The sequence below is a fragment of the Streptomyces sp. NPDC091292 genome (assembly GCF_044757265.1).
Classification (GTDB): Bacteria; Actinomycetota; Actinomycetes; order Streptomycetales; family Streptomycetaceae; genus Streptomyces.
In genome coordinates this window covers 145416-164250 of record NZ_JBIVUQ010000018.1, presented here as the reverse complement: position 1 = coordinate 164250, position 18835 = coordinate 145416, and the positions used below count along the sequence as shown (strand labels likewise).

At 70.3% G+C, this 18835-nt stretch carries 15 protein-coding genes; 10 read left to right on the top strand and 5 right to left on the bottom strand.

Annotation, left to right across the window (positions count from 1 at the left end; translation table 11 throughout):
• Positions 1 to 12: 12 nt before the first annotated feature.
• The 9 genes from dpgA to ACIQNU_RS34605 all read left to right on the top strand — a co-directional run bounded on the left by dpgA (position 13) and on the right by ACIQNU_RS34605 (position 11233).
• Complete coding sequence (dpgA, locus tag ACIQNU_RS34645; RefSeq protein ID WP_401373934.1) at positions 13 to 1164, top strand: 3,5-dihydroxyphenylacetyl-CoA synthase DpgA; 1152 nt, start codon at positions 13 to 15, stop codon at positions 1162 to 1164.
• 11 nt (positions 1165 to 1175) lie between these two features.
• Positions 1176 to 1910, top strand: a complete 735-nt coding sequence (gene dpgB, locus ACIQNU_RS34640) for an enoyl-CoA-hydratase DpgB (protein WP_401373933.1) — start codon at positions 1176 to 1178, stop codon at positions 1908 to 1910.
• Positions 1911 to 1948: 38 nt separating this feature from the next.
• Positions 1949 to 3244 (top strand): (3,5-dihydroxyphenyl)acetyl-CoA 1,2-dioxygenase DpgC, encoded by a 1296-nt coding sequence (gene dpgC, locus ACIQNU_RS34635; RefSeq protein WP_401373961.1) that lies wholly within the window; start codon positions 1949 to 1951, stop codon positions 3242 to 3244.
• An 837-nt stretch (positions 3245 to 4081) separates the two neighbouring features.
• On the top strand, positions 4082 to 4915 hold the full coding sequence (locus tag ACIQNU_RS34630; RefSeq protein ID WP_401373932.1) for a helix-turn-helix domain-containing protein: 834 nt from the start codon (positions 4082 to 4084) through the stop codon (positions 4913 to 4915).
• Positions 4916 to 4960: 45 nt separating this feature from the next.
• Positions 4961 to 6220, top strand: a complete 1260-nt coding sequence (locus ACIQNU_RS34625) for a phenylacetate--CoA ligase family protein (protein WP_401373930.1) — start codon at positions 4961 to 4963, stop codon at positions 6218 to 6220.
• Between the two features lie 2 nt (positions 6221 to 6222).
• On the top strand, positions 6223 to 7464 hold the full coding sequence (locus ACIQNU_RS34620) for an aminotransferase class V-fold PLP-dependent enzyme (protein ID WP_401373928.1): 1242 nt from the start codon (positions 6223 to 6225) through the stop codon (positions 7462 to 7464).
• Positions 7465 to 7746: 282 nt separating this feature from the next.
• Positions 7747 to 9177 carry a family 2B encapsulin nanocompartment shell protein gene (locus ACIQNU_RS34615; protein ID WP_401373926.1) on the top strand — a complete coding sequence of 477 codons (1431 nt, stop codon included), beginning with the start codon at positions 7747 to 7749 and terminating at the stop codon, positions 9175 to 9177.
• 16 nt (positions 9178 to 9193) lie between these two features.
• A complete protein-coding gene (locus ACIQNU_RS34610) occupies positions 9194 to 10291 on the top strand; it encodes a family 2 encapsulin nanocompartment cargo protein terpene cyclase (RefSeq protein ID WP_401373924.1) in 1098 nt (365 codons plus the stop codon).
• A 66-nt stretch (positions 10292 to 10357) separates the two neighbouring features.
• Complete coding sequence (locus ACIQNU_RS34605) at positions 10358 to 11233, top strand: geranyl diphosphate 2-C-methyltransferase (RefSeq protein ID WP_401373922.1); 876 nt, start codon at positions 10358 to 10360, stop codon at positions 11231 to 11233.
• A gap of 83 nt (positions 11234 to 11316) precedes the next feature.
• Here the strand turns inward: ACIQNU_RS34605 and ACIQNU_RS34600 are convergent, their stop codons facing one another.
• Both ACIQNU_RS34600 and ACIQNU_RS34595 read right to left on the bottom strand, forming a co-directional pair.
• Positions 11317 to 11808, bottom strand: coding sequence for a DinB family protein (locus ACIQNU_RS34600; protein WP_401373920.1), 492 nt, complete (start codon positions 11806 to 11808; stop codon positions 11317 to 11319).
• 57 nt (positions 11809 to 11865) lie between these two features.
• Complete coding sequence (locus ACIQNU_RS34595; RefSeq protein ID WP_401373918.1) at positions 11866 to 12507, bottom strand: SAM-dependent methyltransferase; 642 nt, start codon at positions 12505 to 12507, stop codon at positions 11866 to 11868.
• 101 nt (positions 12508 to 12608) lie between these two features.
• On the opposite strand from ACIQNU_RS34595, the gene ACIQNU_RS34590 reads away from it, so the two are divergent.
• On the top strand, positions 12609 to 13205 hold the full coding sequence (locus ACIQNU_RS34590) for a helix-turn-helix domain-containing protein (RefSeq protein WP_401373916.1): 597 nt from the start codon (positions 12609 to 12611) through the stop codon (positions 13203 to 13205).
• 13 nt (positions 13206 to 13218) lie between these two features.
• Here ACIQNU_RS34590 and ACIQNU_RS34585 read toward each other — a convergent pair whose 3' ends face one another.
• The 3 genes from ACIQNU_RS34585 to ACIQNU_RS34575 all read right to left on the bottom strand — a co-directional run bounded on the left by ACIQNU_RS34585 (position 13219) and on the right by ACIQNU_RS34575 (position 18742).
• Entirely contained in the window at positions 13219 to 14151 is a 933-nt protein-coding gene (locus tag ACIQNU_RS34585; RefSeq protein WP_401373915.1) for a VOC family protein, read from the bottom strand.
• An 82-nt stretch (positions 14152 to 14233) separates the two neighbouring features.
• A complete protein-coding gene (locus ACIQNU_RS34580) occupies positions 14234 to 15364 on the bottom strand; it encodes a tetratricopeptide repeat protein (RefSeq protein ID WP_401373914.1) in 1131 nt (376 codons plus the stop codon).
• A 30-nt stretch (positions 15365 to 15394) separates the two neighbouring features.
• Positions 15395 to 18742 (bottom strand): CHAT domain-containing protein, encoded by a 3348-nt coding sequence (locus ACIQNU_RS34575; protein WP_401373913.1) that lies wholly within the window; start codon positions 18740 to 18742, stop codon positions 15395 to 15397.
• Positions 18743 to 18835: the final 93 nt, after the last annotated feature.

Here is an 18835-nt window from a genome sequence, read left to right as displayed (position 1 = left end):
GTGGACATTCCGATGACCGCAGGAACGATCACGCCGGGGATCGACGTCACGGAGACACACGCACCCCGGACGAAGCCCGCCGCCGGCGCCGCCCGCATCGTCGGTGTCGGCACGGCGAACACCGAACACTCCTACTCCCAGCGGGAGTTGCTCGACCACTTCGCCATCGAGGACCCCAAGGTCCGGTCGGTCTTCCTCAACAGCGCCATCGACCGGCGCCACCTCTCCCTCCCCGAACTGGACGCCGACGGCGCTCCGATCGAGGAGAGCCAGGGCGAACTGCTCACCAAGCACCGGCGGCTCGCGCTCGACATGGGAGCCCGAGCCTTGCGCGCCTGCCTGGACAACTCCGGCCTCGAACCGTCGGACATCGACTACCTGTGCTGCGTGACCACCACCGGATTCCTCACCCCGGGGCTGAGCGCCCTACTCATCCGCGAGATGGGGCTCTCGCCGCGCATCAGCCGGGTCGACGTGGTGGGTATGGGCTGCAACGCCGGTCTCAACGCCCTCAACCCCGTGGCCGGCTGGTCCGTGGCCAACCCGGGCAAAGTCGCCGTCGCGCTCTGCGTGGAGGCGTGCTCGGCCGCGTACGTCATCGACTCGACCCTGCGCACCGCCGTGGTGAACAGCCTCTTCGGAGACGGTGCGGCGGCGATCGCCCTGGTCACCGACTCCCAGGACACCGCCCACAGCGCCCCCGAAGCGCCGACCGATTCCGGCAGTCCCCGCATCCTGGCCTTCGCCAGCCATCTCATCACCGACGCGATCGACGCGATGCGCTTCGACTGGGACGACGCACAGGGCAAGTTCAGCTTCTTCCTGGACCCGCAGGTCCCCTACGTGGTGGGCGCGCACGCCGAGCGCATCATCGACCGGCTGCTGGACGGCGCGGGGTTGCGCCGCAGCGACATCAGCCACTGGCTGGTGCATTCGGGAGGCAAGAAGGTCATCGACGCTGTCCGGGTCAACCTGGGCCTGACCCGGCACGACGTGCGGCACACGACCGGCGTCCTGCGTGACTACGGCAATCTGTCGAGCGGCTCCTTCCTGTTCTCCTACGAACGGCTGCTCCAGGAACGCGTGACCCGGTCCGGGGACCACGGCGTCCTGATGGTCATGGGCCCCGGTTCGACCATCGAGGCTGCCCTGGTGCAGTGGTGACGGAGACGAAGATGAGCAACGCCACGAAAGACTCGGCCGACACCGCCGATACCGCCGACACCGCCGACCTCGGGGAAGCGGCGGACCACGTCCTGCTGCGCATCGACGGACGGCGGGCCCTGTCCACGGAGACGGTCGCGGCTGTCGCGGCGGCCTGCGACCGGGCCGAGGACCAGGGCGGGCGCGCCAAGGTGATCGTGCGTGTGTCCGGCGAACCCGAGGCGCCCCGGGCGCGCGACCTGACCGTCTCACTGGTCAACAAGTGGGAACAGGCGCTTCGCCGGATGGAGCGGCTGCCGGCGACCACCATCGCCGTCGCCGATGGTGATTGCGGGGGAGTGGCCCTGGACGCCTTCCTCGCCGCGGACTACCGCATCGCGACCCGTTCGGTACGCCTGATGGTGCCGGTGGAGGATGGTGCGACCTGGCCGGGCATGGCGCTCTACCGGCTCGCGAAGCATGGGGCGCACGCCGCCGCGATCCGCCGGGCCGTGCTCTTCGGCACGCCCGTCGAGGCGGCCGACGGGCTGGCCCTGAACCTCGTGGACGAGGTGGTCGACGACCCGGCGAAGGCCGTGGCCGTGGCGGCGGAGCGGGCGGGCGCCGTCGCCGGTGCCGAACTGGCCATCCGGCGCCAGTTGTTGCTGGACGCTCCCACGACGAGCTTCGAAGAGGCCCTTGGCGTCCACCTCGCGGCGTGCGACCGCGCGCTGCGCCGTGCCGCCGGAGTGGGAGGCCGGTCGTGAACCTCGCCGAACCCGCGGCGGAAGGGGGACAGGGCGAGTTGAGGGCCGTGTGCGGTGAACTGGCGCACGCGCGCGTCGCCCTCGCGAAGGCCGCCGCGCGCGCCGACGACGTCATCGCGGCCTTGCCCGAACCGGCGCTGCGCTCACCATCGCAGCGGGCGGACGCCGCAGCAGCGGTGGCCGGGGCCCGGACCCTGCGCGCCGCGTTCCTGGGTGTGCACGCCGACGCCGTGTACGACGAGCTGACCGCGGACCGCACGCGCCATGTGCGGGTCGCCGAGCTGGCCGACGGCGCCGCGACGGCCTTCCGCGGTCTGGTGCCGACCCCCGAACGACTGGCGGCGGAGCGCGCGCGGCACCAGGCCGACAAGGAAGGGGACGAGATCGACCAGGGCCTCTTCTTCCGGGGGGTGCTGCGCTCGCCGACCGCGGGGCCGCACCTGCTCGACGCGATGCTGCGTCCCACCCCGCGAGCCCTCGGCCTGCTGCCGGAGTTCCTGCGCACCGGCCAGGCGGACCTGGGCTCGGTGCGCATGGAGCGGACCGGCGGAGCCGCGCGTCTGACGATGTGCCGTGACGACTGTCTGAACGCGGAGGACAACCAGCAGATCGACGACATGGAGACGGCGGTCGATCTCGCGCTGCTCGACCCCGCGGTGGAGGTCTGTCTGCTGCGGGGCGGCGAGATGACGCACCCCCGGTACCGGGGCAGACGTGTCTTCAGTGCGGGCGTGAACCTCAAGTCGCTGCACGGTGGCGGGATTTCACTGGTCGACTTCCTGCTGCGGCGTGAGCTGGGTTATATTCACAAAATTTTTCGCGGCGTCCTGACCGAGGACGCCCCGGGAGGGTTGCCGGCCACCGTGGAGAAGCCCTGGGTGGCGGCCGTGGACACCTTCGCCATCGGCGGCGGTGCCCAGATCCTGCTGGTGTTCGACCACGTGATCGCCGCCTCGGACGCCTATGTCAGCCTTCCCGCGGCCAAGGAGGGCATCATCCCGGGGGCGGCCAACTTCCGTCTGGGCAGGGCCGTCGGTCCGCGCCTGGCCCGGCAGATGATTCTCGGCGGCCGTCGGCTGCGGGCGAGCGAGCCGGAGGCCCGGCTCGTCTTCGACGAGGTCCACGAGAGCGAGGCGCTGGACGAGGCCGTCGAGGGGGCGCTGCGACGCCTGCGCGGTTCCGCGGTCCTGGCCAATCGGCGGATGCTCAACCTGGCGGAGGAGTCTCCGATCGAGTTCCAGACATATATGGCCGAGTTCGCGTTCCAGCAGTCGCTGCGGCTGTACAGCCCCGACGTCATTGACAAAGTGGGACGGTTCGCCGCCACGGGGTGACGGGTGGCCGGATGGAGCGGGTGTTCGAATGACGCAGGGCCGCAGTTGAACGCTCCCGCCATCCGGCCGGACCCTCCCGTGGCCGGCGCCACGGGAGCGTCCGGAAGCCGCCACCGACGACGTGCGCGGGGAAACCGGCACCTTACCGAATGTTGAATCCGCAGGTGATATCGCCTGGTCAGGACTGGGCATGGACAGTTCATGACCCAGGGGCCCGGTAGGAAGAGAATCAAAAATTCCGGTAAAGGGAATTTTTGATTCCGGTGGTGCTCCGGTCTCACGTCGTGCCGCGTGCTGTCCAGTTCACTGTGCGGGAAATGTTGATCCATTCGGTAGACACGGCGGGGGCGGAAAAGTGACGATGGCAGCGGACGACACGGCAGGCAGGAGTGTTACGGGGGGCCGAGATCGTGGTGCTCTGCTGCCCTCCCGCACGTTCCAGGCACGGGGTGGTGCTGACGCGCTGGAACGTCGGGGGCGACGACGGGAAAGGTAAATCAGGTAGCTCGGCGAACAGCATTTGGATGGCCAATCGAGATGGTTCGAATGGCGCATTCTGAATCGGAACCGGATTGGGTGAAAGCCTTGATTCAGTCAGTTCGCACGCTCGAAGAAAAAGACCTCGAAGAAACAGACGCAGAGAACCGTACCGTTGCGGCCGAGAAGGGCAGCGCTCCGTGGTGTCCGTTGGATCGCCACGAGAATGTCGCACTGATTTCGATAGCATTACTCCTTCCCGGAGAATCTCCGCGTTCGCAGGGGCCCGACGAAGAGCACATAGCCAGACTCGCGGAGATCGACACACCCATCCCGGCAATTCTCGTGGACCGCCGCACCATGCGCGTGATCGACGGGATGCACAGACTCATGGCCGCGAAACTGCGGGGCCAGGAGATGATAGAAGTCGAGCTTTTCGACGGAACGTCGGAAGAAGCTTTCCTCCGGGCGGTGGAGGAGAACGTCTCGCACGGCCTTCCGCTGTCCTTGGCCGATCGGCGGGCCGCGGCCGGCCGGATCATCGCCTCGCACCCGCAGATGTCGGACCGGGCGATCGCGCGGGCGGCCGGCCTCGGCGCCAAGGCCGTCGCGGCGATCCGGCGCCGTACGGCCGGCGAGGTGCCCCAGCTCGGCGCCCGCATCGGCAGGGACGGCAAGATGCGCCCGCTCAACAGCGTGGACGGCCGACTGCGCGCCGCCGAACTGATAGCCGAACGCCCCGAGGCGTCGTTGCGTGAGGTGGCGCGCCTCGCCGGTATCTCGCCCGCGACCGTCAGCGATGTCCGCAAGAGGCTTGAGTCGGGACTGGCCCCGGTGGTGGAGCCGGTCCGGGCCCCCGAGGCACCGGCGGACCCGCCCGCGGCGGCCGAAACCGGCGAGCGGCGGGCCGAGCAGAGGAAGAGCCAGCTCCTGCCGGACCCTTCCGCCGCCCTGGAGAAGCTGTTGCGGGACCCGTCGCTGCGCCACAAGGAGGAAGGGCGGCAACTGCTCCGGCTGCTCCAGCAGAACGCGGTGGTCACCCGGGCGTGCGAGGAACTCATGGCGGCTGTGCCGAGCCACTGCGGAACCCTGGTCCTCGACCTTGCCCGGTACTACGCGGGGACATGGACGGACTTCGCGAAACTGCTGGACGAGCGGGTGCGGATGGAGAACCGGCGTGGAGCCGGTGAGTGATGTGCTGTGGGCCGCGCCATGACCGACCCGGCGGCATTCGAAGCCGTGCGACAGGAAATCGCCTACGCGTTCGACAGCACCGCTTTCTTCCGTCAGCACATGGAGGCCAACGGTCTCCGGCCGGAGGACATCAAGGACCCGGAGGACTTCCTGCGGATTCCGCCGACGTCGAAGCCGGACTACCGGCGCAACTTCCCCGCAGGTGTACTCGCCAAGGAGTACACCCTCAACTCGCCCCACGTCATGCGTTTCCAAAGCTCCGGGACGTCCGGCGATCGTCTCAACAGCGCCATCCTTTCCTACGATCTGGCGCGGCGGCAGGCGACGGCCCTCGCGGTCAACCGTCGCTTCGACGATCTCTGGCGTCCCGGCAGCAGACCCAGGACATGCCGGTTCGCGCCGCCGAACTGCTCGGACGTGGAGTGCGCGACAGGACTGTCGACCCTGGCGGACCGGACGCTCCCGGACGGCACCGTGGTGCTGTCCGTCGCCCACGACCTGCTGGCGACACCGGAGTGGCAGATCGTCAAGGCGCTCGACGAGCTGGACATCTGCCAACCCGACCTGCTGCTCGTGGACTCCACGCACTTCGCCTTCCTGACCAGATGGGCGCGGCGGCTCGGACGGCGGATCACCTCGCCGCACACCGTGCACATGGTGAGCGGCTACACCCTCATGACGCGGGTGGCCCGTCGTGAGATCGACGAGTTCATGGGCGCGGACATGCCGGTCGGCGACATGATCGGCATGTCCGAGCTGGGCTACCTGGGTTTCGAGTGCCACAAGGGACGCCGGCACATGAACAACAGGGACTTCTTTCTGGAGTTCGTCCGCGACGGCCGGCCCGTCGAGGACGGCACGATGGGCGAGTTGTACGTGACCACGGTGGACGACGGTCTCGTCCCGCGCATCCGCTACGCCACCGGGGACTACTTCACCCCCTTGGGGGCCTCGTGCGACTGCGGCAGTGATCTGCCGGTGGTGCGGATCGAGGGCCGCGCCACCCAACTGGTGCGGCTGCGGGACGGTCGCGTCGTCTCACCGGGCGCCGTGGACGCAGTGGTCGGCGACGCACCCTGGATGGATCTCTACAAACTGGAGCAGGACCTGACCGGTGCGTGCACCTTCCGGTACGTCGCCAACTCCAAGGAACAGGCCGGCGACGCACCGGCACTCGCACTCCGCCTGACCGAAGCACTGGAGCCGAACCGCGTCCGTACCGAGGCCGTCGACTACATCTCCTGCGAACGCAGCGGGAAGTTCCAGGCATGCGTTTCCCACCTCTCCGCGGAAGGTGCGTGGTGACCGTGACCGATCCCCGCCGGGACGACTTCCCGGCGCTGCGGCGACAGATCGACGGACAGACGATCTCGTACCTCGACAACGCTGCCACGACCCTGAAACCGCGCTCGGTCATCGAGGCGGTCACCCGGTACTACGAGTCCAACGGCGCGAACATTCACCGAGGGAAGCACCGGCTCTCCGAGGAGGCGTCCGACGCCTACGAGTCCTCCCGCACGGTCATCGCCCGGCACATCGGCGCCGCGGCGAACGAGGTGGTCCTGCTGAAGAACGCGAGCGAGGCGCTGAACCTCGTCGCCGGCGGACTTCGCCTGGACCCCGACGCCCCCATCGTGGGTTGTCTGGACGCGCACCACTCCCAGCTCCTGCCATGGCGGAGAGTCGGCCGCCTCCACCTGACACGGGTGGACGCGCACGGCCGCCTCGACCGCGAACACTTCCGGACGCTCCTGCGCACCCGGCCGAAGGTGGTCGTTCTCACCCACTGCTCCAACGTCACGGGCGTCATACACCCGGTGCCGGAACTTATTGCGGAGGTCCGCGCGGCCTGCGATGCGACGGTCGTGCTCGACGCCGCACAGTCCCTGCCCCACCGGCGTCTCCACGTGCGCGACCTGGACGTCGACTTCATGGCGTTCTCGCTGCACAAGATGCTCGGCCCCACCGGCGTCGGCTGCCTCTACGGCCGGAGCGAACTCCTCGGGGGACTGCGCCCCCTGACGGTCGGCGGGGGGATGGTCGACTGGGTCGACCTCGACGGCAGTGTCGACCGGCGCATCCCCTTCATGTTCGAAACGGGCACACCGGCCATCGCCTCCGTCATCGGCGGCGCCGCGGCGATCCGGTACCTGGAGGAACGGGACACGGCACAACGCCATCAGCACGACCAGGAGCTGTGCGCGGCCCTGGTCGACGGTGCGCTCGCCCGCCCCGCGGTGAGCCTCATCGGGCCCCCGGACCGGACCGACCGGATCGCACTCGCGTCCCTGCGCCTGGACAGCGCTGTCCCCGCCGGCGAGGTCGCCCGCCTGCTGAGCGACTCGTACGGCTACATGGTGCGCAGCGGCCACATGTGCGCGCAGCCCGTGGTCACCGAACTGGCAGGCGGCGAAATCCTCCGCGTCTCGGCGTACTTGTACAACGAGGTCTCGGAGATCGAGGGTTTCTACCAGGCGTTGGACGAACTGCTGAGCTGGATGGCACCCGCACCGCCCGCCTCCGACTCGCCACCGCTCTCCCGCACCTGACCGGCCTCCCTCCGGGCTTCCCTCCCGGTGTTCGTTTCGGGGCACCCGTGAGGGTGAATGATGAGGGGTAAAACCTGGGCCAGGGGTGACGCGGCAGCGTGGATCTTGGCGCGCGCCTGTTGTTTGCCGCAAGGGGCGCGTTTACGCAACCTGCGCGCGAAGCGCCCCCTTTTCACGCCTTACCCGATGATCGTGCCGCCTGTTTGGCTGTCCTCCGCAGCGCGCCGACCGGCTCACCACCGGCCGGTCCCCTCACCACCGTTCCGCCGCTCTGGAGGGCATGTGTCCACACCGGACGCCACCGGTTCCGTCGTCGAAGAAGCCGTCCCCGACCCCGACGCACAGCTCAGTCTGAGTACCCGGGCGGCCCGCCAACTCAGTACGACCACCAAGTCCGAACCACAGATGCAGGCCATCACCTCGCGATGGCTGCTGAAGTCGCTGCCGTGGGTGGACGTCAAGGGAGGCACCTACCGCGTCAACCGCCGGCTGCAACTGCGCACCGGACGCGGCCGGGTGCAGTTCGAGCAGAACGGCGCGGACGACATCCGCGTCATCCCGGAGACACTGACCGAACTGCCCGTGCTGCGCGGCTATCCCGACGGCGACGTCCTGCGCGAGCTGGCAGGCGGCTTCCGGCCCCGCGAGGTGCGCGCCGGTGAGGTGCTGTTCGAGGCCGGTCAGCCCGTGACGGAGACCTATCTGGTCGTCCACGGCCGGTTCACCCGCTACACCAGCGGCAAGTACGGCGGCGAAGAGATCACCGGAGTGGTCACCGCCGGCGACCAGATGGGCGACGAGGCGGTCGGCCAGTCCGACCCGCTGTGGCTGACCTCCGTGCGGGCCGACACCGCGGGCGTGGTGCTCGCCCTGCCCTGGGCCGCCGTCCGGGAGGTCACCGACCGGGCGCCGTCGCTCGCCGCACACCTCCAGGCGTACGTCGAGCAGCAGCGCAAGCCCATGAACCGCAAGGGCGAGGCCGAGGTACCCGTACAGGCCGGCCATGTCGGCGAGCCGACGATCCAGGGCGGCTTCGTCGACTACGAACTCAAACCGCGCGAGTACGAACTGTCCCTCACCCAGACCGTGTTGCGGGTGCACACCCGGATCGCCGACCTCTACAACGACCCCATGGACCAGACGCAGCAACAGTTGCGCCTCACGGTCGAGGAGATCCGCGAGCGCCAGGAGTGGGAGCTGGTCAACAACCGCGAGTTCGGGCTCCTGCACAACGTCGACTACGGCCAGCGGATCAGCACCTTCACCGGCCCGCCGACCCCGGACGACATGGACGAACTGCTGTCCATGCGCCGTAAGACCAAGGTGTTCCTCGCCCACCCGAAGGCCATCGCGGCCTTGTTCCGGCAGTGCAACCGGCGCGGCCTGGTGCCCGGCACCGCGACGCTCGACGGACACGAGGTGCCGGCCTGGCGCGGGGTGCCCGTCCTGCCCTGCGGCAAGATCCCGATCAGCGACAACCACACCACCAGCATCATCGCGCTGCGCACCGGGGAGGCCGACCAAGGGGTCGTCGGCCTCTACCCGACCGGTATCCCGGAGGAGTTCCAGCCGGGCCTCAACGTCCGCTTCATGGGCATCACCGAGCAGGCCATCGTCAACTACCTGGTCACCGCCTACTACTCGCTGGCCATCCTCGTCCCGGACGCCGCCGGAATCCTGGAGCACGTCCAACTCGGCCGGACCGCCGACTGAGGCTGGAGCGCGCACCATGGACACGGACACCACCCCGCCCACTGTCGCCACGGACACCGCCACCACCCCGCCCCTCGCCGTCTACACACCCCCCGGGCCCCCGAACATCGCCCAGAGCCTGCGCCCGGCGCGGCGTACGGGCGTGGTTCCGGGACTGCACCACCGGCCCGCCGTGCCCGCCGATCCGGAGAAGGCCGCCGAGATCGACCGGCGGCTGGAGGACTGGGCCCGCGACCTGGACCTCTTCCCCGAGGCGTGGAAGGGGGACTTCTCGGACTTCCAGTTCGGCCGCGCCGTCGTCCTCCAGCACCCCGGCGCCCTCGACCTGGACCGGCTCACCCTGGCGGGCAAGCTGCTGCTCGCCGAGAACATCGTGGACTCCTGCTACTGCGAGGAGGACGAGGGGCGCGGTGGATCGCGTCGCGGTCTCGGCAGCCCGCTGATCATCGCCCAGTCCGCGCTCGACCCGTTCCACGGCGTCCCGGAGTTGCAGGCGGAGTGGCGCGCGGGCATCCAGGCCGACGGCCCACTGCGCTCGTACCACCACGCCCTCGCGGATTACGCCGCCTTCGCGACGCCCAGCCAGACCGACCGGTTCGTCCACGACATGGCCCGGCTGCACCTGGGCTATCTGGGCGAGGCCGCCTGGATGGAGACCGGGTACACGCCCCGGATCTGGGAGTACCTGGTGATGCGGCAGTTCAACAACTTCCGCCCCTGTCTGTCGCTCGTGGACGCCGTGGACGGCTACGAGCTGCCCGAGCAGGTCTACGCCCGCCCCGAGATCCAGCGCATCACGGCCCTGGCCTGCAACGCCACCACGATCATGAACGATCTGTACTCCTTCACCAAGGAGCTGGCGAGCGACCCGGACCACCTCAATCTGCCGCAGGTCGTCGCGGCCAACGACCGGCGCGGACTGAAAGCCGCCTACCTGAAGTCCGTCGACATCCACAACCAGATCATGGACGCCTTCGAGGAGGAGTCGGCCGCCCTGTCCGGCACCTCGCCCCTCGTCGAGCGTTACGCCCAGGGTCTGGCGGCCTGGGTCTCCGGCAACCACGAGTGGCATGCCACCAACACCCGCCGCTACCACCTTCCCGACTACTGGTAGTCCGCCCCTGCCATGGGCGAACCACCTTCACCGCAATGCCGTCATATGTGTCCAGAGGAGTCATCGTTGACCACTGCCCCCGTCGCCACCACGCGCGTCCAGGTACCGACCCACTCCGTCTATCAGACCCGGGTCGCGGACTACTGGAACGCCGAGAAGAACCCGGTCAATCTCGAACTCGGCCAGATCGATGACCTGTACCACCACCACTACGGCATCGGTGCGGCCGACCGGTCGGTCCTCGACGAGACCGACCCCGAACTGCGCAGGGAGCGGATCACCGGCGAACTGCACCGCCTGGAGCACGCCCAGGCCGAACTGCTGGCCGCCCACCTCGGCCCGCTCGACCCCACCGACCGGGTCTTCGACGCCGGCTGCGGCCGGGGCGGCGGCAGCATCGTGGCGAACCTCCGCTACGGCTGCCATGCCGACGGTGTCACCATCTCCGCCAAGCAGTGCGACTTCGCGAACGAGATGGCCCGCAAGCGGGGCGTCGGCGAAAAGGTGCGCTACCACCACCGCAACATGCTCGACACCGGCTTCACATCGGGGGCGTACGCGGCCTCGTGGAACAACGAGTCCACGATGTACGTCGAGTTGGAGCTGCTGTTCGCCGAGCACGCCCGGCTGCTGCGCCGCGGCGGTCGCTATGTGACGGTCACCGGCTGCTACAACGACACCTACGGCCGGGCCTCGCGCGAGGTGTCGCAGATCAACGCGCACTACATCTGCGACATCCACCCGAGGTCGGAGTACTTCCGGGCGATGGCCAGGAACCGGCTGGTGCCGGTCCATGTGCAGGACCTGACCGCAGAAACGATCCCCTACTGGGAACTCCGGAAGGAGGCCGACCATCTGGTGACGGGAATCGAGGACGCGTTCCTCGACGCCTACAAGAACGGCAGCTTCCAGTACCTGTTGATCGTGGCCGACCGGGTCTGAGTCCGCGGACGGCGGCGGCGTACGGTACTTCGGTGACTGGTTCCCATGCCCGTCACCGAAGTGTCGACGCCGTCGCCGTCCCTTCAGCGTCCGGTGGTGCCGTCGAGCAGTTCGCGGAGGATGTCCGCGTGACCCGCGTGGCGGCCGGTTTCCTCGATCAGGTGGGTGAGTGCCCAGCGCACGCTCGGCGCCGGGCCCGGACGCCCCGGGCGGGGGAGCGGTGCGCCGAGATCGGCGCATCCGTCGAGAACCTTGTTCGCGCGGTCGACGGTGGCCCGGTAGCGGGCGACGACATCGGCGACGCTGTCGTCGGGGGACGCGCGGAACGTCGCCTGCCAGTCGGTGACCTTCTCGCCGAGGAACGTGGCGCTCTCGACGGCGGTCAGATGGGTGAGCAGGCCCAGCAGGTTCGTACCCGAGGGGACCGCCGGGGTCCGGACCTGAGGCTCCGCGGCCCCGTCGACCTTCGCGGCGATCGACGCCCGCAGATAGTCGAGGAAGCCGCGCAGGACATCGGCTTCGCTGTTCGCGGTGCGCGGCGGAGGGGTGTCGGTGCGGCGGGAGGAGGTGGGCACGGCGTTCTCCTTGCGGGGTGCTGGTCCGTGTACGTACGTACGCGTGTGGGGGCGGTGTCACGCGGTCCGGCGGATGAGCAGGACGTGGTCGACGACCTCGGCGATCTGCCGCCCGTCCGGGCCGGTCGCGATCCGGCGGGGCGCGTCCGCCCGCTCCACCGTCCATCGCGCGGGCGACAGACGCAGCGGCGCCGCGACCTCCTGAGGAGTCGGAAACCGCACGTCCGGACCCTGATTCCACGACCACGGCGCCGTCGAACCGTGATCGACCACCAGGAGTCGTCCACCCGGACGCAGCAGGTCGGCGGCCGATCGGAGGACGGCCGTCCTGTCCTGCTCGTAGGGCGCTTGGAAGTAGTGGGCGGTCACCAGGTCGTAGCGCAGCGTGGGCAGCGAGGCGCGTACGTCGTGCTGCTGGGCGGTGATCCGGTCGCCGAGGCCCCGTGCGCGGGCCAGCCGGGCGAGCCGTGTGGTCGCCACCGCTGAGACATCGAGGGCGGTGACCCGCCAGCCCCGGCCCGCGAGCCACAGGGCGTCGCCGCCGCCCCCGCATCCGAGGTCCAGCGCGTCCCCCGCGGGGAGCGCCGTGACCGTCTCGACCAGGCGGGCGTTCGGCTGCGGGTCGGTGGGCGCGGGCCGCTGCCCGTACACCTTGTCCCAGTACGTTGCCGCGGACACTGCCGCTTCGGTGTGCTCCATCGGGTTCCTTCCCGTCGGTCTCCGTCGGTTTCCGTGCGGTCAGTCTCGGCCGACGGGTCGCGAAGTGGCGCCGATCCTTGCTGTTTCGGCAAGCTGGCCCCATGGACCCCGCAATGGAAGACCTGCTGACAGCGGTCGGCCCCCGGCTGCGTGCGCTGCGGCAGACGCGTGGCATCACCCTCGCCGAGCTGTCCCGGACCACCGGAGTGTCCGAAAGCACGCTGTCCCGCCTGGAGAGCGGTCAGCGCCGGGCGACCCTGGAACTGCTGCTGCACCTGTCCGGCGCCTATGACGTGCCCCTGGACGATCTCGTGGGCGCCCCGCGCGCCGGCGACCCCCGTATCCATCTGAAGCCGATCCGGCGGTTCGGGATGACGTTCGTCCCGCTGTCCCGGCGGCCGGGCGGAACGCAGGCCTTCAAGATGATCATTCCCGCACAGCCGAAGCCACGGGAACCGACCCTCCAGACACACGAGGGCTTCGAGTGGCTGTACGTCCTCCACGGCACCCTGCGCCTGGTGGTCGGGGAGCGTGATCTGACGGTGGCGGCGGACGAGGTCGCCGAGTTCGACACCTCGTTGCCGCACTGGCTGGGCAGCGCGGACGGTGGAGCGGTGGAACTTCTCGTCCTCTTCGACATGCAGGGTGCGCGTGCCCATGTGCATGCCGGGCGCACACCACGGACGGCGAAGCCATAGCCGTTACGCGCTGTCACATGCTCGGTGGCGTCCACAGGGCGGGGTCCGTCGCCGGTGTCATCTTCGCGAGGACCAGTTCGTCCCAGGGATTGGCCGTGCCCCACTGGTCGTTCTCCTCGGGCGTCGTGCCCCACACCTTCGGCGTCCAGCCGTGCTCCTCGTCGATCTGGAGCAGCGCGGTCGTGTACTCCATGACGAACCCGCTCGACGGCTCCTGGAAGTACGCGTAGGTGTTGTCCCCGGCGCCGTGCCGGCCGGGGCCCCACAGTGGCTGGACGCCCGCGCGCATCATCCGGCCGGTGCCGCGCATGAACTCGTCGATCCCGTTGAGTTCGAAGGACACATGGTTCAGGCTCGTGTGCGCCGATCTGACGAGCCCGATGATGTGGTGCGCGCTTCCGGTGCGCAGGAAGCAGAAGAAGTCCCCGACCCAGTCCGAGATCCGGAAGCCCAGCATCTCGACGTACCAGGAGACGGACCGGTCCACGTCCGTGGTGTTGAAGACGGCGTGGCTGAGGGACTTCGGTCGCGACTCGCCCCGCTCGACCGGGCGGTGGACGCGCTGTTCGACCTCGGTGGCGAGTTCGACGGGACGGCCGTCGCAGTCGAAGAAGAGACAGGAGTACCCGCCGCCGAGGTCCCCGCGGTCGCCGGGTTCGCGAATGATCTTCGCGCCGCCGTGGGCGACCCGCTCGAACAGCAGGTCCACCCCGGCCCGGTCCCGGACGTCGAACGTGGTGAGTTCGATGCCTGGGGCGCTGCTCCGGCGCAGCTTGACGACGTAGTTGCTGGGGCATCCGGACCCGAGGTAGCTCCTGTCCCGCTCCTCGGTGACCAGGTCCAGCGCCCAGAGGTCGCGGTAGAAGCTCCGCGTGGCCGGCAGATCCTCGACGGTGATCGCGACCGACCGCAGGCCGGTGATCGGGTGGGGGGTGGGGAGGGGCATGTGATGCTCGCCTTCTCGTGGAGGATTCGGCGCCGGTCCCATCGAGCATCGTGCGGTCACGTCGTCCGGTCACATCGAGCGGTCACGAATGGAGCCAGTCGAGGCGTTCGGCGGCCTTCCGGGTCAGGGGATGGTGTGCGCCGAAGACACGGGTGTAGTCGGCGTGGCAGCGCGTGAGGAGCTGGGTGGCCTCGTCGTACTCTCCGGCGTCGATCAGCACGTTGGCGAGGTTGTCGCGGGCGTGCACGGTGTTCGGGTGGTCGTCCCCGTCCCGCCGGGTCACGGCCGCGAGAACCTCCCACAGGATGACCGCCGCCTCCGGGTACCGCTCCCGGGCGTGCAGGACGGCCGCGAGGTTGTTGCGGGTGGTGAGCGCTTCCGGATGGTCCGTACCCTTGGTGCGCTGCTGGGCGGCGAGCACGTCGCGGATCACCACCTCGGCCTCGTCCAGGCGGTCGAGGCGGCACAGGGCGGCGCCCAGGTTGGCGCGGGCGGAGAGACCGGCGGAGCCGTCCTGTTCGCCGCGGCGCTCCAGGCGGGCGATGAGTTCACGCAGGGCCGGTTCGGCCTCGTGCCACAGGTCGGCCCTGCCCAGTGCGGCGGCGTGGCGCCCGAAGTCGTCCAGTACCGCCGGATCGTCCGGTCCGAGGAGCCGGGTCCTGCGCTCAAGGACGTCCCGCTGGAGCGCGACGGACTCCGCCTCGCGGCGCAGGTCCGAGAGGACCCTCGCCAGTCCGTTCGCGGCGTCCAGGGTCTGCGGGTGGTCGGGCCCGAGCAGTTGGCTCCGGCTGGTCCACACACTGCGCCAGATCTCCTCCGCCTTCGCGAAGTCACCCATGGTCCGGACGAGGTCGGCCACGTCGGCGGAGGTCGTCAGGGTGTCCTCGTGGACGTAGCCGAGCACCTGGGACTGGAGGCGTGCCAGGTCCATGAGCCGGTCAAGGGCCTCTCCCCGGCGGTCCTCCATCGCCGCCAGCGCCCGCGCGTAGTCCCGGAAGGCCAGCAGGGTCTCGGGGTGGTCGGGCCCCAGACGTTCGTAGGCGGCGTTGGCCTTCATCCCGAAGAACTCGTGCGGCGGGATGGCGACCCGGCCGATCTCCTCCTCCTGCCCGTCCTCGCCTCCCAGCGACATCACCCACTCCGCGACCGGGGGCGGCGGCGGTGGGTTCCGCCCCTCGTCGTCGTCCCGCTTCCTGCGCCATGTGGAGGCCATGTCGTGGCCAACTCCTTCCCGATGGAATCGTCAGGCTCCGGAATGCATGTGCGCGGCCCACAGACTGGGGCTGCCCCCGAACGTGGTCCGGCACTGCCGGACCGCCCGGTGCAGCGCGAGGGCCGCCTGGTCGGCGTCGAGCCCCGGGGACCCGGCCGCTCTGTCACCGCGCAGATGGCGGTAGAGAATCCTGGCCACCCGTCCCGCCACCGCGTCGTGCACCGGCCACAGGGTGCCGATCGCGTGCGGGTAGCCGGCGACCTGGAACGCGGAGGTGATGTGGATGGACTCGTCCGCGAGGCGCCCGGAGCCCCGCGCCGTCTCGCACGCCGACAGCACGGCGAGCCGGGCGTCCGGCAGCTCCAGACGCGAGATGTGATGGACCGTCAGCGGATGCTCCTGGTGGTCGTGCACGAGGAGACGGGCGTGGGACGGGGCGTCCGGGTCGCTCACACCGTGGCAGGCGAAATGCACGTACGGGTAGTCCGGCAGTGCGCGCAGGACCTCGGCGAACGTCGCCCGCGGGCCGGAGACCACCTCCGTGGGCAGCAGCGCGCTCAGCTCCTTCACCTCCCGGCGTACGCCGCCGAGTGCGCGCGTTCCGGGGGCGTCGGGCACGACCACGGCGAGCAGGTCGCCGGTGGGGTGGGGGCCCGCCGCGCGGTGTCGCGCGTAGGCGAGGGCGCGGACGGTCGGCGTGTACGACGAGACCACCAGGTCGAGGACGGCCGGGGGCCGGGGACCGGGCGGCTCGCCGTGATGTCCGGCCGCGTGCAGCGGCAGCGCGGCCAGTGCGCCGACCGGTGACCACCACAGCCGTGGCCAGGCGCCGTCGGCGGGCGCGTTGAGCAGCCCGAGTCGGCGGAGTACCGGTTCGGCCACCCGGTCCCAGGTCCAGGCGAGCACCGCCTCGACGGCCTGCTGGGCGCCCCGCTCCCCGGTCGGCGAGACCGCGGCGGCCAGCGCCTTGTCGAGCCGCGCCACCTGCTCCGCGACCGCCTCGGGGCTCACCCACGGCAGCGGCACCAACCGCACACCGTCGGGCAGCAGGACCAGGGCGTCGCTGCCGTAGACGCTGGAGTACGCCACCACTACGGGACCCCGCTCGGCGCACGCAAGGATCTCCTCGTACGCCGGGGCGCCGAGAAAGTCCCCGAAACCGGGCAGCGCACGGATCTCGCCGATCAGCCGCTCCCAACGGGCCGCGAGGGTGTGCAGCGCGTCGGAGTCGTGGCCGGTGGTCTCCTGCTCGGTGACCCCCGGGTCCAGCGCGTCGATGTGGTCGCGCAGTTGGACGAAGACCGCGGCAACCTCCGGGTGCGCGGCGCGCAACCGCTCCAGTTCGGCACGCGCGGCCATCGTCCGGCCGAGCAGGACACCGCGACCCTGCTCCAGCAGCACCATCGCGTGGCCGAGCCGCCCCAGCCGTACGGCGCACGCCGCGGCGTCGGCGGCCAGCCCCTGGACACCGGTGAGGCGGTGCTCCTGGTCGCCGCGCCGCAGCCTCCTGGTGAGGGTGAGCGGCAAGAGGGCCAGGGCCAGTTCGAATCCGGCGAGTGCTTCCTCCCAGCGGCCCGCGTCACCCGCGGCGGCACCCCAGTCGCGGGCGGCGGCGGTGCGGGACGCCGCCGGGAGGGCGTCGATGAGAGCGACCTGCCGGTACGCGTCCTCGGCGGCGAGCAGAACGGCGGGGTCGCCGTTCGCCGCGTGCAGGGTACGGAGCGAGGAGGCGTACGACTGGAGGAAGCCGGCGGTCTGGGCGGTGCCGGGGGACGACGCGTACACGGCACGGCCGAGCGTGCTCACCGCCTCGTTCACCAGCGTCTCGTCCTCGGTCGCCCTGGCTCGGGCGAGCTGCGAAAGCCCGAGGTTGTGCAGGTGACTCGCGTGGTTCGGTTCGCCGTACGACGTCTTCGTCGCCGCGCGGGTGAGGACCGTGACGGACTCGTCCAGGTCGGCCGGGTCGCCCCCGGACAGGTAGAGCTGGTGCAGTGCGTTGCCGAGGTGGTTCAGGCGTTCGGCGAGGTCGGTGCTGTCCTCGGGGGTGCGGTCGACGACCTGTCGGGCCGCTGCCACGGCTTCGGCGGCGGCGTCGGGGTCCGCCGTCCGGTCGTACCAGGTCTGGAGGATGACGCCGAGGGTGTCGAGCTTGGTGGCGGAGTCCAGGGGCGACCGGGCGGAGCGCAGTGCGAGCCGGGCCAGTTCGGCGGCCTCCCGCAGGGTCGTGAGGTCGCCGGACTGGAGGTAGCGCTCGCGCAGGACGGTGGCCAGGTTCGCGACGCGGCCGAAGTGGTCCGAACTGTCGCCGGACGGCTCCGTGACGGCTTCGCGCAGATGCCGCACGGACTCGTCGAGGAGCGTGACGTCGCCGGTGCGTTCGCCGAGCCTGAGCAGGGCGTTGCCCAGGCTGTTCAGCCGGGCCAGGTATACGGGATCGGCCCGGCCCGTCATCCGCACGGACTCGCGCAGCAGCCCGACCGATTCGTACAACAGGTCGGTTCCCTCGGTGTGTTCGGACGCCATCCGCAGCGCGACGCCCAGCACCGTCAGGCCGCGCGGGTGCTCGGGATGCCCTGGCGGTGTCGCCGCGTGGGCCACCCGGGCCGCGCCGACCATCTCCTCGATGTCGGTCGCAGCCGAGGTCAGACCGGCCTTCCTGCGCAGCGCCTCGGCGAGATGCAGCAGTGCCGGTGTCCGGCGGGGCGAGCCGGGAGGCGTCGCCGCGAGGACTCCCCGTAGCAGCTCGACGGCTTCGTACGCGGCGGACGGTGTCCCGTGGTTGTCGACGGCGCGGCCCAGGACCGCCGCCAGGTTGTTCCGGGTGGCGGTGATGTGCGCCGCGCTCCCAGGTTCCCTGTCGAGCAGCACCCGTACGGCCTGCCGCAGCGACCGCACCGCCTCCGCCATGTCGGCCGCGCTGCCCGTCTCCGCCAGCATCAGTCCGAGGACGTCGAGGGCCAGCGCCGGTTGCTCGGTTCCGTCCGGAGGCATCGCCGCGGCGCGCCGCAGTACCGTGATCGCCGCGTCCCTGTCCGCGGGGTTCCGGTCCAGGTCGAACCGGTCCGCGAGCATGCACCCCCACAGACGTACATCCTGCTCGCTGGGGGCACTCCCGGCTGCCAGTAGTTGCCCGAGGCCGATCGCGTCGTCCAGGTCGGGCCGTTGCCGACGGGACTGCCAGCGCATCACCAGTGTGGAGCGCAGCGTCTCCAGCCAGAACCTCCGTACCCGTTCCACCGCGGGTTCCTGGCCAAGTGCTGCCCGGCACATCTCGACGGCGGCGTCCAGCGGGGCGCGCTCCCCGGTGCGGTTGAACTGTCCGATCAGCGCGGCCACCCTCCGGGTGGGGTCCTCGGCTGTTCGGTACGCGTCCGGCATCACGGCCCCCGTGGGTGTCACTGCGGGCTCTCGACCGTGGTCGGCGGCGGGAACTCCGGAACCCGATTTACCCACCCGATTTTACCCAAGTAG

What these genes read in the sequence shown, in the direction of transcription:
- dpgA (WP_401373934.1), top strand. Translation starts at nt 13, where the DNA reads ATGACCGCAGGAACGATCACGCCGGGGATCGACGTCACGGAGACACAC.
- dpgB (WP_401373933.1), top strand. Translation starts at nt 1,176, where the DNA reads ATGAGCAACGCCACGAAAGACTCGGCCGACACCGCCGATACCGCCGAC.
- ACIQNU_RS34630 (WP_401373932.1), top strand. Translation starts at nt 4,082, where the DNA reads ATGCGCGTGATCGACGGGATGCACAGACTCATGGCCGCGAAACTGCGG.
- ACIQNU_RS34610 (WP_401373924.1), top strand. Translation starts at nt 9,194, where the DNA reads ATGGACACGGACACCACCCCGCCCACTGTCGCCACGGACACCGCCACC.
- ACIQNU_RS34595 (WP_401373918.1), bottom strand. Translation starts at nt 12,507, where the DNA reads ATGGAGCACACCGAAGCGGCAGTGTCCGCGGCAACGTACTGGGACAAG.
- ACIQNU_RS34590 (WP_401373916.1), top strand. Translation starts at nt 12,609, where the DNA reads ATGGACCCCGCAATGGAAGACCTGCTGACAGCGGTCGGCCCCCGGCTG.
- ACIQNU_RS34585 (WP_401373915.1), bottom strand. Translation starts at nt 14,151, where the DNA reads ATGCCCCTCCCCACCCCCCACCCGATCACCGGCCTGCGGTCGGTCGCG.
- ACIQNU_RS34580 (WP_401373914.1), bottom strand. Translation starts at nt 15,364, where the DNA reads ATGGCCTCCACATGGCGCAGGAAGCGGGACGACGACGAGGGGCGGAAC.
- ACIQNU_RS34575 (WP_401373913.1), bottom strand. Translation starts at nt 18,742, where the DNA reads ATGCCGGACGCGTACCGAACAGCCGAGGACCCCACCCGGAGGGTGGCC.